Below are 14,286 nucleotides of genomic sequence, written 5' to 3'. Positions count from 1 at the left end.
CGCGCCGCGCGCATAGGCCGCATTCGGCGGATTTCACAGGCTGCGGGAACCGGCGACGCCACCACTCGCGCGTCGCCAATCCCAATCCCCGCTGGCGCCCTCTGTCCACTGACCCCGCGATCCCAAGCATTCCACACGCGTCACGTCCGCAACGCGACGCGTCAATGCGCCGCTACTTCGGCACACGAGCCTGCAGAGCGCGGATACGGAGTAGCGCCTGCGTGTTGGACACCGTCGTGTCGTACATCTTCGCGAGATCGGCCTTCAGCGCGGTGCGCGACCCGCCGTCGAGATAGACCATATGCCCCGACGGATAAAAGCGCGCCGACAGGTTCTGCCGGACCTGCTGACTAAGCAGCGGCATCTGCTGCAGATCGAGCACGGTCTGATAAAACGGCGTCACGAAATCGAAGAAGCCGTTCGCCGACAGCACCTTCAGATCGGGATTGAGCGCCATCACCGCGGCCAGGTCGCCGGCGGTGTACAGAATGACGTTGCCCTTCGAATCGACGCCCTTCTGCGCGCCGGTCGGATCGATGTGACTGAAGTCCCAGTACTGGAAGGCCTGGTCGTTCAGATCGGTGAACGACGAGTTCGACGCGTACTTCAACTGCTCATTCAGATACACGTTCCACATCGTCGTGTAGACGCCGGTGACCGCGGTCATGGTCGGGTCGTTGCCGCCGGAATTCGGGTCGATCTTGCCGGCAATGCCCGTGCCGATCGCCGTAACGCGGCCGTCGTATTCGCCGAGCGCGAGACCCTTGGATTTCAGCAGCGTGGTCAGGAAGAGTGAATTGCCCCGGCTGTCGTACGACGCGATATCCAGACTCCACGCAAGCAAGGTTGTCTTGTCGATGCCGGTGTATTCGCTGAGCTTTTCGACCGTTGCCGTGTCGGTAGTCGGGAATTTACGCAGCGCGGCTAGATAGTCGGTGCGCGCGAACTGCGCCACTTCTTCGGCGAACGTGCCGAGATCGGTGGGCCGCGGCGCGATGCCGAGCTTCTTGTGATACCACGCGTCCGCGGCCGCCGTGGGCAGTGCGCCGACCGGGTTGCCGGCCTGCGTGTAATCGAGAATCGACGATTGCAGCGTAATGCCGTTCAAATCCACGCCGTCTTCGTGCAAGCGGTACGCCAGCACGCAACTGCGCGCCGTGCCATACGACTCGCCGAACAGGTACTTCGGCGAATTCCAGCGGTTGTTCCTGGTCAGGAAGCGCTTGATGAACTGCTTGATCGAATCCGCGTCCTGGTCGACGCCCCAGAAGTCGCGGTTCTTCTTCGGCGCGATCGCTGCCGAGTAGCCGGTGCCGACCGGGTTGATGAAGACGAGGTCGCTCTTGTCGAGCAGGCTGTCCGGATTGTCTTCCATCGAATACGGCGCGGGCGGCGTGAAGCTCGGCATCGACGTCTTGATGCGGCGCGGCGCGAACGAGCCCAGCAGCACGAACACCGACGACGACCCAGGGCCGCCGTTATAGAAGAAAGTCACCGGCCGCGCTTCTTCCTTCTGGTTGTCCTGCGTGAACGCCACGTAGAACATCCGGGCTTCCGGCTGTGAACTGCTCGGGTCGACGATGACGAGGTGGCCCGCCGTCGCCGTGTAGTTGATCTTGTGCCCGCCGATCGTGACCGAGTGATGCGTGATCGCGGCACTTTCATCGGTTGCCGTGACGGAATCGTCCGGCCCATTGCCGTAGGCGACCGGATCGAAGAACGGCTGGTCGCCGGCTTTGTGCGGCGCGCTGGCGGGCGCGGGCGTGCCCGCTGGTGCGCCAGAAGCATGGGAATTGTGCGACGGCTGCGGACTAACAGAAGCTGACTCGGTATTCGTCATGATCGCTCCATGGGTTCGTTCACGTCTTCGTTCACGTCTTTATGTCGCCCCAAAGGACTTCCTTCGGGGCGTGTCCTGCAGACTATAGTGCGGCCGCCACCTTCTGACCATTGGGACTGCCGAGCCCCGTGCACGCATCCCAGCCCGCGGATGCCGCGAAACTGCCGTTGTTGCCTTGCGTGATGTCGTTGCACGCGCCGCTCGCCTTGTACAGCTTCGGGTTGATGAAGCCGGCTGGCTGCCCCTTCTCCGCATTGATGCGCGCGATCAGCGCGGCCCACAGCGGCGCGACCGCGCTGGTGCCGCCGACCACCGTCTGCGTACCGTCGATCAATACACTGTAGCCGGTCACGGGCGATGCGTCGCCCGCCACGTCCGGCACGCCGCGCCCGCCGAGCGCCTTCTTACCGCCGCTCGACGAGGTGGCGGACAGACCCTTCTGCCACACGGGCACCGGGAAGGCCTGGCTCACGCCGCCGCCGGTCGCACCACCCTGCGCGCCGTCGTTCCACACCGCCTCGTGCGAGATCGAAGTGCCCGACGCAGTGAGGCTCGTGCCGCCGCAGGCCAGCACATACGGGCTCGACGCCGGGAAGTCGACCTGGTCGCCGCTGCCCGCGCCGTCGCTCGAACCGCTGTCGCCCGACGCCGCGCAGACCGTCACGCCGAGGGTCGCCGCCGACTGCAGCACGCTGTTGAAGGCTTGCAACGACTGGCTGGTCCAGTTCGACTCCGGGCCGCCCCAACTGATCGAAATCACCGATGGCTTGTTGGTCGTGTCGTGCACCGCGCGGCTCACCGCGTCGATGAAGCCGGCGTCGCTGTTCTGCGTGAAATACACCGCGATCGTCGCGCCCGGCGCGATCGCGCCGACGATTTCGATGTCGAGCGTGACTTCGCCGTCCGGCCCGTTCGGGTCGCCCGTCGGCTGGTTGCTGCCCTGGTCGACGCCGACCGATTTCACCTTGGGCGATGCGACGCCGAGGCTCGCGAAGTAGGATTTGAGATCGCTGGTGTTATAGCCGCCGCCCAGTTCGATGATGCCGACGCACTGACCGCCCCCGTCACCTTGCGGAAAGTGGTAGAGCGATGCGAGTTGCGGCGGCGTGAACGAAACCTGATGACCGCGGGCCGGCTGGAACGGCGGCCGGATGCGAAAGTGCGGACTCGCCTGCGGGCGGTCGTCGAGGCCGAGCACGGCTTGCACTACGCCGTGCAGATCGTCGGGCACGCTGATCGTGCCAGTGCGGCCGCGGAACTGGCCGGTCGAGTGATGTTCGTAGTGTTCCAGCTTGACGGCGAACGCGTCCTGGAACTGGGCAATCGTGCCGCTCAGCAGCACCGTGCGCGCGGCCGGATCTTCGCGCACCACCGTCAGGCCGTGTGCGGTGGCGAAGGCCTTGACCTTGGCGATGTCGTCGGGCGCGGCGCCGTAATCTTTGGCGAGCGTCTCGCGCGACAGGGGCTTGACGCTGGGGTCGCCGGCTTCGATCTTGCTCATCAGCGCGTCGAACTGCGCCTGCTGCTGACGGCGCAACATGACGAATACTTCGATGCGCTCCGCCGGATCGCATTGCCCTACGACTTTCGAACCCTGTTCCACTGTGCGTTCGCTGCCAGGCAGCGGGTGCTTATTGACCATGGTGTCGATTCTCCGGTTAGCGTGGCGGCGCGCTCCACGGGGTGGACGCGGCACGCCACGCGCCTGCACAACCTCATTGCCTAAGGCCGGCGGCAAGTTTGCTGATCAAGGACGTCAAACCGTCCGACCAATCCATTCAAACACAGTTCCGGCGCGCGCGGCAGTTGTCCGAATGGCTAACGTCGTGTCGCGTCGATGCGCATCCTGCATCGCTCGCGCTATGATGCTGCAGCGGCAATCCAGCCGCTACGTTGCCTCGCGCGCCATCCGCGCGCACGATCAAAAGAATCAGAGGAAGCCCCATGTCAATTTCGATGTATCAAGCATCACTGCCCCTGTTGATCCGCGGCCTGACGAACCTGCAGGTCATTCTGGGCAAAGCCGAGGCGCACGCCGCCGCGAAGCAGATCGAGCCGTCGGTGTTCACCACCGGCAGGCTCGCGCCGGACATGCTGCCGCTGACGCGCCAGGTCTATATCGCCAGCGACACCGCGAAGGGCTGCGCCGCGCGTCTGGCCGGCGTCGAAGCGCCGAAGTACGAAGATGTCGAACAGACTTTTGAAGAATTGATTGGCCGCCTTAAAAAAACGATCGAGTATCTGAAGGAATTCAATGCGGAGCAGATCGACGGCTCGGAAGAACGCGCGATCACGCTGAAGATGCGCACGGGCCCGGTCGAGTTCACGGGCCAGTCGTATCTGCTCGGTTTCGTGCTGCCGAACTTCTATTTTCACGTCACGACGGCGTACGACATTCTGCGTCACAACGGCGTCGAACTCGGCAAGCTCGACTATCTCGGCGGCATCAAGTAAAAGGGCGTGCCTGCGTGGCTTTGACGGTTGCGCAGATAAGGCAATGAGCGCTCACAGAAAGATGCACGTTGGGGTGCGCAAAGACCCACGCCCCGGCCAGCTCAAACGCGCGGCTGGAATGCGATGATCGCCATGCCGGCCAGCGTAAAGGCCACGCCGGCGGCGTCCCACAGCGTGGGCCGCACCTTGTCGACGCACCATAGCCAAGCAATCGCCACCGCCACATACACACCGCCGTAAGCCGCATATACGCGGCCTGCGGCGGTGCCGTGCAAGGTCAGGAGCCAGGCGAACAGCGCGAGGCTGAGCGCGCCCGGCACCAGCAGCCAGATCGAACCGCCCTCTTTCAACCACCGCCACGGCAAATAGCAACCGACGATTTCAGCAATGGCGGTCACGGCATAAAGCAGAAAAGTTTTCATTGAGAGTGAAAGCGAGTGATTGTGATGCCACGACTAAGCTGTGGCTCTCTATTGGCTTTATTAACACAATCACTTTGCGTGCGGGCATGGCGCATGCGAGAGTCCTCGCATTTACTTTAATTGCCATTCGCCATGAGCATCGCGTCACCCTGCATCGACATCTGCAAGTTCGACAGCAAAACCGGCTTCTGCATCGGCTGCCTGCGCACGCGCGACGAATGCAAAAGCTGGAAGAAGATGAAAGACAAGCATCGTAAGAAAATCATCGAGGACCGCTCGCGGCGCGAGCATAAGCTGAGCAAGTAGGCGGCCCCTCTTGCGCGGTTGGGCGCGTGGCGGTCCGATAACGCGCCACGTGATGCCCAGCCAGAGTCAGTCCAGCGAGAGCCGCAGCGCGAAGCCGATCAGCGCCGCCGAGAAGGTCCAGCGCTGCAGCGCTTGCGCGAGCGGATGGGCCCGCATCCAGCCGGCGATCCGCGCGGCGCCGATCGCGTACATCACGTCGAAACAGGCGCCGATAGCGAGCAGCACCAGACCGAGTTCGACCATCTGCAAGGCTACCGGCCCCGCCTCCGGGCGCACGAATTGCGGCAGCAACACCGAGCAGAACAGCAACGCTTTCGGGTTGAGCAGGTTGGTCAGCAGGCCTTTGACAAAGGCGGCCCGCAGCGGGCGTGACTCGATGCTCGCCGCAGCACCCGCAGGGGTTGCCGTTGTCGTGCCGTCAGGCAGCGCAAACACCGGCGAACGAAAAATCTGAATGCCCACCCATGCGAGATAAACCGCGCCGCCATAGCGCACCACGTCGTACAGCCAGGGCGCGCTGCGCAACAGCGCGGCCACCCCGCATGCCGAGAGCGTGACGTGCGTCGCGCGCGCGAGACCGAGGCCGCCGGCGGCCGCGAAACCACTGCGCACGCCGCGTCCGATACTGGTTTGCAGCACCAGCGCCATATCCGGTCCGGGCACGGCATAGACGACGAAAAGCGCTGCGATATACACGGCCAGCAGGTGTGCGGAAATCATGAAATTCTCCTGTTTTCAAGGCTCTATCTTGCTATCGCCGGCGGAGGGTTTGCTGGCGAATTGCCGGCCTCTTGACTGCATGTTTGGAGGAATGCGCTAACATTGCGGCTTAAGACCATGCTTTCCTCCAATCCGCCATCAGCACCTGAGCTATGACAACCGACCTCGATAAAACAGACCGCGCGATCCTCGCCGCGCTGCAGAAAGATGGCCGCATGTCGAACGCGCGGCTGGCCGAAACGGTCGGCCTGAGCGAAACGCCCTGCGCGCGCCGTCTCAAGCGTCTCGAAAACGACGGCTATATCGACCAGTACCGCGCGATGCTGTCACGCTCCGCGCTCGGCTTCGGCGTGGTGGCGTTTGTCTACGTGCGTTTTGCCGTGCACGACCGCACGGTGGCGACGCGCTTCGAGCGCGAGGTGCAGGCCATCCCGCGAATCCTCACGTGTCACAACGTGTCGGGCAGCGCCGATTACATCTTGCAGGTGGTGGCACGCGACCTCGACGACTACGGCACCTTCATGCGCGACGAGATGCGCAGCCTGCCTGGCGTGACTTCGGTGGAATCGGCGCTGTCGTTGCGCGAAATAAAGGCCAACGGCGGCTTGCCGCTGTCCTGAACGCGAACGTGGCATAGTCACCCCTTTGAAAACGGCGCGAGCCGACCAGACGAATACGGAGTTCTCATGGATCACGAACAGGCGCGAGCCGAAGAAACCGCGGCGATGCAGCGCGTATTGACCGCGACGCAGCGGGTGCAGTCGGCGTTCGCGTCGCTGCAATCGCAATTCCCGCCGGCCGGCAGCGGCAAGCCTTCGCAGTTCGCGCTGCAAACATTCGACGCCGCGCTGCAGGAACTCGAAGACGCGCAAGCCTCGTTCGACGAACTGCTTGGCGATCTGCTCGACGGCAATCGTTAAGACGCCTCGAAGCGCGCTCTGCCCGTGTAGCGACGGCGAAGCGCGCCCGAAGTTCGGCTCCATCCACTGGGCACGCTCGCTTGTACCCGCGAGTCACGAACACGCGCTGCAACCGCATCATGCTTTTGCAAGCGCAGTCGCCAGATCAGGCCGAGTTGCACATGGAACCCGGCCCGCGATATCAGCCGCAACCGCTCCGCACCGGCGACGAAAAAGACACCATTCATTTGCCTTTCTTTTCTGTCCAAACTGAAAGACAAGACACCTCCGGCAACCACAACGTGGCCTAGCCCACGCCCCATCAAAGAATATTTGCTTCGTTTAACGAAGCATGTTGACTTCCGCTTGCCGGAGTGCCTAAAATTCGCCGTCTTCACAAACGGGGCCCATGCCTTGGACACCAGCAGTAGTCGACTTTCGAACAGCTTCACTGCCTGACCGGCCCGACGCCCGCGCTCTCTTTTCTTAGCCGCCGTCTTGCCAGCAGGCAGACGGTGCGCGCCGCAGTAACTCTCTCCGTGCACCTTGATTAGCGCCATCCGGCCGCGCCGTGCTTGCGCACGTGCGTCTTACCGAATGGCATTGCGTTGCGAGCCTCGGCTCGCAACAGCGTTCGCTCGCGCCGTTTCGATTCGCTCGAAACGGCGCGGCCGGACGCGTGGACGAACACGTGCGTACTGAACGCCGATAAGGAGCCGCCATGGACAGTGACAGTTATCCCATATGCCGCTTAGGTGCCGCTCAGTCACGACCGGGCAGGCACGCAAAGCTTTATTTGCCTAAGGAAAGCGAGTAGACGTCCTTTCGCCGTGCGCCCGATGCGCCGCGCTCCGTGTCTGCTGGCTTTCCGCAATCCGCGTCAAGCCATACGCCCGGAGAAATAACATGTACTTCGCCATCCTCGTACCGACCCTGCAGCAAACCCACACCCACAGCGACGCCGCTCTCGCACTGCACGGCATCAAGCCGCACTGGCTCGCCGCATCCTGGGAACGCCTCAAGGCGCTCGCGTCGCGCCGCGCTTCACAGCCCGTTTCGCACACCGCTTCGTAACTACGCACGCCCAGCTCAGCGCGCTTTCGCGATCCGCCCGCGCCGCCGTCGTCCGACCGCGCACACCCAGCGAATCCCGAAGGCGCCCCGCTCAATCCAATCAAACCTACTCAGGCGGCTAGCATGTCCACTCCAATCAACGTCTCACCACCGCGCAGCGCCGTTCTCGACGACGCGCACCTCGGCGACATCAAAGGCGCGCTCGGCACCATCGCTCACCACGACACGGGTGCGCGCAACAGCTGGTGGGCCCGCGTGCGCACGCTGCTTGCGATTCTCGGGCCCGGCCTCATCGTGATGGTCGGCGATAACGATGCCGGCGCCTTCGGCACCTACACGCAAGCGGGACAGAACTACGGCACGACCCTGTTGTGGACCATGCTGCTGCTCGTGCCCGTGCTGTTCGTCAATCAGGAAATGGTGCTGCGCCTGGGCGCCGTGACCGGCGTCGGTCACGCACGGCTGATCTTCGAGCGCTTCGGCAAGTTCTGGGGCGCCTTCAGCGTCGTGGATCTGTTCATCCTGAACGCGCTCACGATCGTGACCGAATTCATCGGCATTACGTTCGTGCTTCAGTTCTTCGGCATTTCGAAAGTGGCCGGCGTTTGCATCGCGGCGGCGGTAACGATGGCCGCGGTCAGCACGGGCAACTTCCGGCGCTTCGAACGCTTCGCCGTGGTGCTGTGTCTGATGAGCCTGTTGCTGGTGCCCGTGCTGGTGTCGATTCATCCGCCGGCCGGCCAGATGGCACACGACTTTCTGGTTCCGGGCTGGCCCGCCCACTCGAAACTAAGCGACGTGATGCTGCTCGTGATCGGCATTGTCGGCACCACCGTCGCGCCGTGGCAGTTGTTTTTCCAGCAGAGCTACATCGTCGACAAGCGCATCACGCCGCGCTTCATGAAGTACGAAAAAGCCGACCTGTGGATCGGTATCGTCTTCGTGATGATCGGCGCCGTGGCCATGATCTCGTTCTGCGCGGCGCTCTACGCGGGCAAACCGGAATCCGGCAATTTCACCGACGCGGGCGGCGTGATCGCCGACCTCGAAAGATATGCCGGCCGCACGCCCGCCGTGCTCTTCGCCGTGGCGCTGCTCGACGCATGCATCATCGGCGCGGCGGCGGTGTCGCTGTCCACCGCCTACGCGATCGGCGACGTCTTCAAGATTCGCCACTCGCTGCATCGCGGCGTGTCGGACGCGAAGGGCTTCTACCTCGTCTATTTCGGCATCGTGGCGGCCGCGGCGACGCTGGTGCTGATTCCGGGCAGCCCGCTCGGCCTTCTGACGGAAGCAGTGCAAACGCTCGCCGGCGTGCTGCTGCCGAGCGCGACCGTGTTTCTGCTGCTGTTGTGCAACGACCGCGCGGTCCTCGGACCGTGGGTCAACTCGAAGAAGCTCAACGTCTTTACAGGCGCAGTGGTCTGGGTGCTCGTCATGCTATCCATCATTCTCACGGCATCGGTGATGTATCCGGACATCACGGGCGAAGCGATTCTTGAAGTGCTCGCAGGCGGCACACTGATGGCCGTAGCAGGCTATGCGGCCACCGTCGTGGTCCGCAAGCTACGGCGGGAATCAGAAAACTCCGCGACTCACGAAAGCGAGTTCAGGCTGTCGAAGGAAACACGCGCAAACTGGCGCATGCCGCCTCTGGACGAACTGCCGGCGCCGCAATTGACGATGTCCAAGCGTGTCTGGATGGGCGTGTTGCGCGGCTATCTGATCGTGGCGGTCGCGCTGGTAATCGTGAAGGTCGTGCAGATGACACTGCTGCATTGAATGGATAGCGCCCAGCCGCAGCACGCTCCCGCGAGCGGCGGCCAGAACGCCTCGTTCAATGCGTATCCGTTTCGATGACCGGCTCGCAGAGAATCGGAAAGTTGACCGAGTTCGCGATATAGCACTTCTCGTGCGCCACGTGATGCAGGTGCGCGGCGAGTTCGACATCGCCGCCCGCGCGAATCACGACATGCGGACGCAGAACGATCTGGGAAAAACGGCCTTGGTTCGGATCGTCGAGCATGGTGCCTTCGGCGTTGTCACGATACGCGGTCACTGCGATGCCGGCATCCGCGCATAGATGCAGATACCAGAGTTTGTGGCAGGCGCTGGCCGAGGCGACCAGCAGATCTTCCGGATTCCAGCGCTCGGCGTCGCCGAGAAAGGCCGCATCCGATGAGCCTGGAATCTCGGGCTTGTTGCCCGCGGCAATCACGTGATCGCGCCCGTAGTCGCGATAACCGGAAGTGCCGCTTCCGCGATTGCCGGTCCACTGCACCGAGACCTTGTATTTGTGCTCGCCGTACGCCATGCCCATCTCCTTGCTGTCGAACCGGATCCGCTTGCCGAGGCGTGCATTTTATACGCGGCCATCACACGATGGACGCGCGCAGCTTGCTGACTAATTCCGCGCCGGCATGCCCTTGCCGGCGAGATTGGGCACGCGCGGGTCCGGATTCATGTTCAGGCTCGTGCCGTTTGCCCGCATGGTGTTGAGCGCGGGACCGGCCCCCGCTCCGCCCATCGTTCCGACGCCCGGTGTCGGACCCGTGCCGGCTCCCGTCCCCAGCCCGGCACCCGCCGCGGCGCCCATGTTATTGATCCCGCTGGACTGCACGCCATTCATGCCACCCGCGCCGGCATTGCCCGGCAGGCCGACCGACTGCCCATATGCCGCCGTGGCGACACCCATCACGAGTGCCGACGTCACGATACTGCCCTTTACGATCTTCATAGCCCACTCCGTTACATCGTCGAATTGCGCGGCCGCGGTGTCCGCATTGCCGGCCGCTCAAATAGTATGACGACGCCCGACCCGCTTCGTTCACCGCCGCCAGATCAGAACTCGGCGAACGATGCGCGATAATCGACGGCTTTCTTCACAGACTGCACCGATGACACAACCCGCCTTCGCCCCCTTTCAGGATCTGGCCCGAACTCTCCTGCCGCACGCTTACGACGACAACGGCGACGGTTCGCACGACACCTCGCATCTGCAACGCGTCTGGAAAAACGCCGCGGCCATTCAGGCGGAAGAAGGCGGCGATGCGCAGGTGCTATTCGCCGCCACGTTGCTGCACGATTGCGTCGCGGTCGAAAAAAACTCGCCGCTGCGCGCGCAGGCGTCGCGCCTGTCGGCGGAAAAAGCGGCACGCGTGCTGGCCTCGCTCGGCTGGCGGCAAGCGCAAGTCGAGGCCACGGCGCACGCGATCGAGGCGCACAGTTTTTCAGCCGCCGTCACGCCGACTACGCTCGAAGCGAAAACGCTGCAGGACGCCGACCGGCTCGACGCGCTCGGCATGCTGGGCGTGGCGCGCTGCTTCTACGTCGCAGGGCGGATGGGCCGCGCCTTGTACGATCCGGCTGATCCGCACGCAACGCGGCGTCCATTGGATGACACGCGCTACACGCTCGACCATTTCCACACCAAGCTGCTGAAACTCTCGGCGGGTTTTCAAACGACGACCGGCGCGCGTCTGGCGAGCCTGCGCCATGACCGCCTGCAACGTTTCCTCGACGAATTCAGCGACGAAATCTGAACGTGTAACCGGACGCGCGAAGTTGTACAAATCCTTACAAAGGAGCACGCGACCCGTGTCCACCGGGCGCACTTTCGCGGCGTTATTGCAAGCACCTACCCGCGGAGTCCGCCATGAACACGAACCTTACTACCAGCCAAGCGCAACGCAGCCGTATTCATCCGCTGGTTGCCGGCGCGGCTGTCGCCGTCATCCTGGCGAGCGCAACCGGCATCGCCGCGATGACCGGCCTGCTGCCGACTTCGCATGCCGTCACGGAACCGGCGCTGCCGGTCACGGCGGCGGCGCCGCAGATCGCCAGCGCGCCGATCGCGGCGCCGCAACCGGCTCCGGTTCAGCAGACCGCGCAGCAAGCCGCCCCTGCCCGGCCGCCGGTTCATCACCCGCGCCGCGCAAACCCGGTGGCCGCGCCGAACTACGCAAACAATCAGGGCTACCAGGCACCTTATGACGCCGCGACACCGCGGCCGGTCGCCGCCGATCCGTACGCGGGCGAAGTCGTCGCCATCAATACGGTGCAGGCGCCCGAGCCGACCACGGGGCTCGGCGCGCTGGGCGGAGCGGTGGCGGGCGGGCTGGTCGGCAATCAGATCGGCGGCGGCCGCGGCAAGATTCTCACGACGATTGCGGGCGCGGTCGGCGGCGGACTCGCCGGTAACGGCATCGAGCACGCGGTGCGCAAGCAGACCACTTACGAAGTCCAGGTCCGCATGCAGGACGGCAGCTATCGCAACTTCAGCTACCCGACGCAACCGGCCGTGCAGATCGGCGAACGCGTTCACGTCTCCGGCGATTCGCTTAGCGCTTCGTGAACATGCGAGCGGTCCCCAAAAAGGAATAAGACGGCTCCCTCGCGCGTTATGATCAATCGTTACGCCAGAACGGCTGATCGCGCACGATGGAGCACGCCTACATCCACCTCCTGCATCTGTTAGCCGGTCATCCCGGCTGGACGCTGACGGTCGTCTTCCTGGCGGCCTTTCTGGAGTCTCTCGCCGTCATCGGCACTTTCGTTCCGGGCAGCACCGCGATGTTCCTCGCCGGCGCGCTGGTCGGCACCGGCTCGCTGAGCCTGGGTTGGGCACTGGTGTGGGCGATCGCGGGCGCCATCGCCGGCGACGGCATGAGCTTCTGGATCGGCAGCCGCTACAAGCACCGGATCGTCCAGTGCTGGCCGTTCCGCAAACATCCCGAGCTGCTTGAGGCAGGTCACCGCTTCTTCCGCAAACATGGCGCGAAGAGCGTCGTGCTGGCGCGTTTCATCGGCCCCTTGCGGGCGATCGTGCCAGTGGTGGCGGGCATGCTGGGCATGTCGCCGCTGCGCTTCTACGCAATGAACGTGCTGTCCGCGCTGATCTGGGCGCCCGCCCATATCCTGCCGGGCATGATATTCGGCGCCTCGGTGCTGCTGGCCGGCGCGGTATCGTTCCGGCTCGTCGTGATCATCGCGCTGCTGGTGGGGATCGTCTGGCTGAGCTTTCGCGCCGCGCGTTTTCTGCTCTCGCATGCCAATGCGTGGTCGGGCGCGGCGGGCCGCCAGCTCGGAAGTTGGGCGTGCCGGCATCCGGGGCCGTTCGGCCGTTTCGCGCGCAGGATGCTCGATCCCAGCACACCCGACGCCAGCAGCATCCTGCTGACGTCGCTGGTCGTGCTCGTGTCGGGCGCGCTTTTTTTCGGCGTGCTCGACGACGTCATCAGCGGCGATCCGCTGACGCAAGTGGACCTCTCCGTCTATCACTTCCTGCAATCGGTACGCACGCCCTGGAGCGACACCGTGCTTGCGGGACTCTCGACGCTCGGCAGCAGCCTCACGCTCGCGGCGCTGGTCGTGACGGTCGCGGTGTGGATGCTGCTGGAGCGGCGCTGGCGCACCATCGGCTACTGGCTGGCGGCTGTGGTGTTTTCCCAATTGCTGATCTTCGCGCTGCAGTTCGCGATGCGCCGCGCGCCTCCCAATGAGCTGATGGTCGGCGCCTATGTGTTTCCGAGCAATCACGTCGCCGCGACCGTCATCGTGTACGGCTTCCTCGCGTTTCTGCTCGCGCGCCGGGTCGGCCGGCTGGAGGGCGTGCTGGTGGCGGCCGCGAGTGCGATCGTGGTGATCGTGGTCGCGCTCGCGGGACTGTACTTCGGCAGGTACTGGGTGTCGGATGCGATCGGCGGCGCCGCGCTCGCGTACATCTGGGTGGCGATCGTTGCGTTGACAGCGATGTGGCGGCACCCGGAAGCACCGCCCGAACGCGCGTTCATGCCCGTCATGGTGCTGGCGGTCGTGCTGGTCAGCGTGGGCGTGCAGATCGGCTTCAACATGCCCACCCCGCCGCCGGATAGCGCGCTGCGTCCGTCGCCCGTGCTGGTCACGCAATCGGAATGGACACTGTCCCTGTGGAAGCGCCTGCCGTGCTACCGCTCGGATATGGGCGGCGACCGCAAGGAGCCGCTCACGCTGCAGTGGGTCTCGAATCTCGATTCGATCCGCGGACAGTTGCGCGCCCAAGGGTGGGTCGAGGGCACGGACGTCTCGGCGCACAGCCTGCTCTCGCTGGCCTCGCCCAACGTGGCCGCGGTGTCGCTGCCGGTCTTGCCGAAACTCAACAACGGCGTGCCGTCCTCGGTGGTCTTCATGCGTCCGGGCGACTCGCGCGACGAACGCGATGTGCTGCGTTTCTGGCCCAGCGGTTACGCGGTGGGCAACGGCACGTCCATCACGCCGCTATGGGTCGGGGCTTTCGCGCACGAACGGCTGTCCCGGCCGTCGTGGCCCATCAACATTCTGCGGGTCGACAGGGAGATGACCTCATTCGATGCGCACGAGAAGTCGAGTGCGGGCCTGGGCGCAGCGCTCGTCGCCCGGGTCAGTTGCCATGGCGTGCCGGTGTCCTTGCTCGCCTCGCCGATGGAGTGAGCGCGTTCGCTGCTCCCGCGAAGAAATCCTTCTGCACTCAATCAGTTATCTCGCTTGGCCAGGACTTGTCCACAGGGTTGCGAACATTTTCTGTGGATAAGGTCTGTGCACGCGGCGGACCTGG

Annotated in this window: 15 protein-coding genes; 9 read left to right on the top strand and 6 right to left on the bottom strand. The window is 64.2% G+C overall.

Annotated features, from left to right (window positions below; translation table 11 throughout):
* Positions 1–172 precede the first annotated feature (172 nt).
* Positions 173–1,840, bottom strand: coding sequence for a S10 family peptidase (locus tag P0D73_RS16660; RefSeq protein ID WP_408432117.1), 1,668 nt, complete (start codon positions 1,838–1,840; stop codon positions 173–175).
* An 82-nt stretch (positions 1,841–1,922) separates the two neighbouring features.
* On the bottom strand, positions 1,923–3,482 hold the full coding sequence (locus P0D73_RS16655; RefSeq protein ID WP_408432115.1) for a S53 family peptidase: 1,560 nt from the start codon (positions 3,480–3,482) through the stop codon (positions 1,923–1,925).
* Between the two features lie 302 nt (positions 3,483–3,784).
* Here P0D73_RS16655 and P0D73_RS16650 point away from each other — a divergent pair, with 302 nt between their 5' ends.
* A complete protein-coding gene (locus P0D73_RS16650; protein WP_408432113.1) occupies positions 3,785–4,294 on the top strand; it encodes a DUF1993 domain-containing protein in 510 nt (169 codons plus the stop codon).
* A gap of 101 nt (positions 4,295–4,395) precedes the next feature.
* On the opposite strand, the gene P0D73_RS16645 is transcribed toward P0D73_RS16650, so the two are convergent.
* On the bottom strand, positions 4,396–4,716 hold the full coding sequence (locus P0D73_RS16645) for a YnfA family protein (RefSeq protein WP_116121219.1): 321 nt from the start codon (positions 4,714–4,716) through the stop codon (positions 4,396–4,398).
* Positions 4,717–4,848: 132 nt separating this feature from the next.
* Between P0D73_RS16645 and P0D73_RS16640 the strand changes: the two genes are divergently transcribed.
* The gene (locus P0D73_RS16640) at positions 4,849–5,022 is read left to right on the top strand and encodes a DUF1289 domain-containing protein (protein ID WP_132382683.1); all 174 of its coding nucleotides are present in this window, start codon (positions 4,849–4,851) and stop codon (positions 5,020–5,022) included.
* A 66-nt stretch (positions 5,023–5,088) separates the two neighbouring features.
* On the opposite strand, the gene P0D73_RS16635 is transcribed toward P0D73_RS16640, so the two are convergent.
* On the bottom strand, positions 5,089–5,742 hold the full coding sequence (locus P0D73_RS16635; RefSeq protein ID WP_408281518.1) for a LysE family translocator: 654 nt from the start codon (positions 5,740–5,742) through the stop codon (positions 5,089–5,091).
* A 152-nt stretch (positions 5,743–5,894) separates the two neighbouring features.
* Between P0D73_RS16635 and P0D73_RS16630 the strand changes: the two genes are divergently transcribed.
* The 4 genes from P0D73_RS16630 (at position 5,895) to P0D73_RS16615 (ending at position 9,497) form a co-directional block, all read left to right on the top strand.
* Positions 5,895–6,362 carry an Lrp/AsnC family transcriptional regulator gene (locus tag P0D73_RS16630; RefSeq protein WP_408177206.1) on the top strand — a complete coding sequence of 156 codons (468 nt, stop codon included), beginning with the start codon at positions 5,895–5,897 and terminating at the stop codon, positions 6,360–6,362.
* Positions 6,363–6,428: 66 nt separating this feature from the next.
* A complete protein-coding gene (locus P0D73_RS16625; protein ID WP_408177205.1) occupies positions 6,429–6,662 on the top strand; it encodes a hypothetical protein in 234 nt (77 codons plus the stop codon).
* A gap of 885 nt (positions 6,663–7,547) precedes the next feature.
* Positions 7,548–7,715: a hypothetical protein gene (locus P0D73_RS16620; RefSeq protein WP_408432110.1), complete on the top strand. Its 168-nt coding sequence runs from the start codon at positions 7,548–7,550 to the stop codon at positions 7,713–7,715.
* 123 nt (positions 7,716–7,838) lie between these two features.
* Positions 7,839–9,497, top strand: a complete 1,659-nt coding sequence (locus P0D73_RS16615) for an NRAMP family divalent metal transporter (RefSeq protein ID WP_408432108.1) — start codon at positions 7,839–7,841, stop codon at positions 9,495–9,497.
* Positions 9,498–9,552: 55 nt separating this feature from the next.
* Here the strand turns inward: P0D73_RS16615 and P0D73_RS16610 are convergent, their stop codons facing one another.
* Together P0D73_RS16610 and P0D73_RS16605 are read right to left on the bottom strand one after the other, a co-directional pair.
* The gene (locus P0D73_RS16610) at positions 9,553–10,029 is read right to left on the bottom strand and encodes an OsmC family protein (RefSeq protein ID WP_408432106.1); all 477 of its coding nucleotides are present in this window, start codon (positions 10,027–10,029) and stop codon (positions 9,553–9,555) included.
* Between the two features lie 90 nt (positions 10,030–10,119).
* Positions 10,120–10,452 (bottom strand): hypothetical protein, encoded by a 333-nt coding sequence (locus tag P0D73_RS16605; protein WP_408432104.1) that lies wholly within the window; start codon positions 10,450–10,452, stop codon positions 10,120–10,122.
* A 160-nt stretch (positions 10,453–10,612) separates the two neighbouring features.
* On the opposite strand from P0D73_RS16605, the gene P0D73_RS16600 reads away from it, so the two are divergent.
* From P0D73_RS16600 to P0D73_RS16590, 3 genes are all read left to right on the top strand, one after another.
* Positions 10,613–11,257, top strand: a complete 645-nt coding sequence (locus tag P0D73_RS16600; protein WP_408432102.1) for an HD domain-containing protein — start codon at positions 10,613–10,615, stop codon at positions 11,255–11,257.
* 113 nt (positions 11,258–11,370) lie between these two features.
* Positions 11,371–12,069: a glycine zipper 2TM domain-containing protein gene (locus P0D73_RS16595; protein WP_132382665.1), complete on the top strand. Its 699-nt coding sequence runs from the start codon at positions 11,371–11,373 to the stop codon at positions 12,067–12,069.
* Between the two features lie 86 nt (positions 12,070–12,155).
* Positions 12,156–14,162: a bifunctional DedA family/phosphatase PAP2 family protein gene (locus P0D73_RS16590; RefSeq protein WP_408432100.1), complete on the top strand. Its 2,007-nt coding sequence runs from the start codon at positions 12,156–12,158 to the stop codon at positions 14,160–14,162.
* The last annotated feature ends 124 nt before the right edge of the window (positions 14,163–14,286 follow it).

This window comes from Paraburkholderia sp. RL18-101-BIB-B (genome assembly GCF_046026985.1).
Taxonomy (GTDB): domain Bacteria; phylum Pseudomonadota; class Gammaproteobacteria; order Burkholderiales; family Burkholderiaceae; genus Paraburkholderia.
The sequence above is the reverse complement of the archived record's forward strand: the minus strand, read 5'-3'. Positions and strand labels throughout refer to the sequence as shown.

What these genes read in the sequence shown, in the direction of transcription:
- P0D73_RS16615 (WP_408432108.1), top strand. Translation starts at nt 7,839, where the DNA reads ATGTCCACTCCAATCAACGTCTCACCACCGCGCAGCGCCGTTCTCGAC.
- P0D73_RS16590 (WP_408432100.1), top strand. Translation starts at nt 12,156, where the DNA reads ATGGAGCACGCCTACATCCACCTCCTGCATCTGTTAGCCGGTCATCCC.
- P0D73_RS16655 (WP_408432115.1), bottom strand. Translation starts at nt 3,482, where the DNA reads ATGGTCAATAAGCACCCGCTGCCTGGCAGCGAACGCACAGTGGAACAG.
- P0D73_RS16630 (WP_408177206.1), top strand. Translation starts at nt 5,895, where the DNA reads ATGACAACCGACCTCGATAAAACAGACCGCGCGATCCTCGCCGCGCTG.
- P0D73_RS16660 (WP_408432117.1), bottom strand. Translation starts at nt 1,840, where the DNA reads ATGACGAATACCGAGTCAGCTTCTGTTAGTCCGCAGCCGTCGCACAAT.
- P0D73_RS16600 (WP_408432102.1), top strand. Translation starts at nt 10,613, where the DNA reads ATGACACAACCCGCCTTCGCCCCCTTTCAGGATCTGGCCCGAACTCTC.
- P0D73_RS16640 (WP_132382683.1), top strand. Translation starts at nt 4,849, where the DNA reads ATGAGCATCGCGTCACCCTGCATCGACATCTGCAAGTTCGACAGCAAA.
- P0D73_RS16620 (WP_408432110.1), top strand. Translation starts at nt 7,548, where the DNA reads ATGTACTTCGCCATCCTCGTACCGACCCTGCAGCAAACCCACACCCAC.
- P0D73_RS16645 (WP_116121219.1), bottom strand. Translation starts at nt 4,716, where the DNA reads ATGAAAACTTTTCTGCTTTATGCCGTGACCGCCATTGCTGAAATCGTC.
- P0D73_RS16635 (WP_408281518.1), bottom strand. Translation starts at nt 5,742, where the DNA reads ATGATTTCCGCACACCTGCTGGCCGTGTATATCGCAGCGCTTTTCGTC.
- P0D73_RS16625 (WP_408177205.1), top strand. Translation starts at nt 6,429, where the DNA reads ATGGATCACGAACAGGCGCGAGCCGAAGAAACCGCGGCGATGCAGCGC.
- P0D73_RS16605 (WP_408432104.1), bottom strand. Translation starts at nt 10,452, where the DNA reads ATGAAGATCGTAAAGGGCAGTATCGTGACGTCGGCACTCGTGATGGGT.
- P0D73_RS16610 (WP_408432106.1), bottom strand. Translation starts at nt 10,029, where the DNA reads ATGGCGTACGGCGAGCACAAATACAAGGTCTCGGTGCAGTGGACCGGC.
- P0D73_RS16595 (WP_132382665.1), top strand. Translation starts at nt 11,371, where the DNA reads ATGAACACGAACCTTACTACCAGCCAAGCGCAACGCAGCCGTATTCAT.
- P0D73_RS16650 (WP_408432113.1), top strand. Translation starts at nt 3,785, where the DNA reads ATGTCAATTTCGATGTATCAAGCATCACTGCCCCTGTTGATCCGCGGC.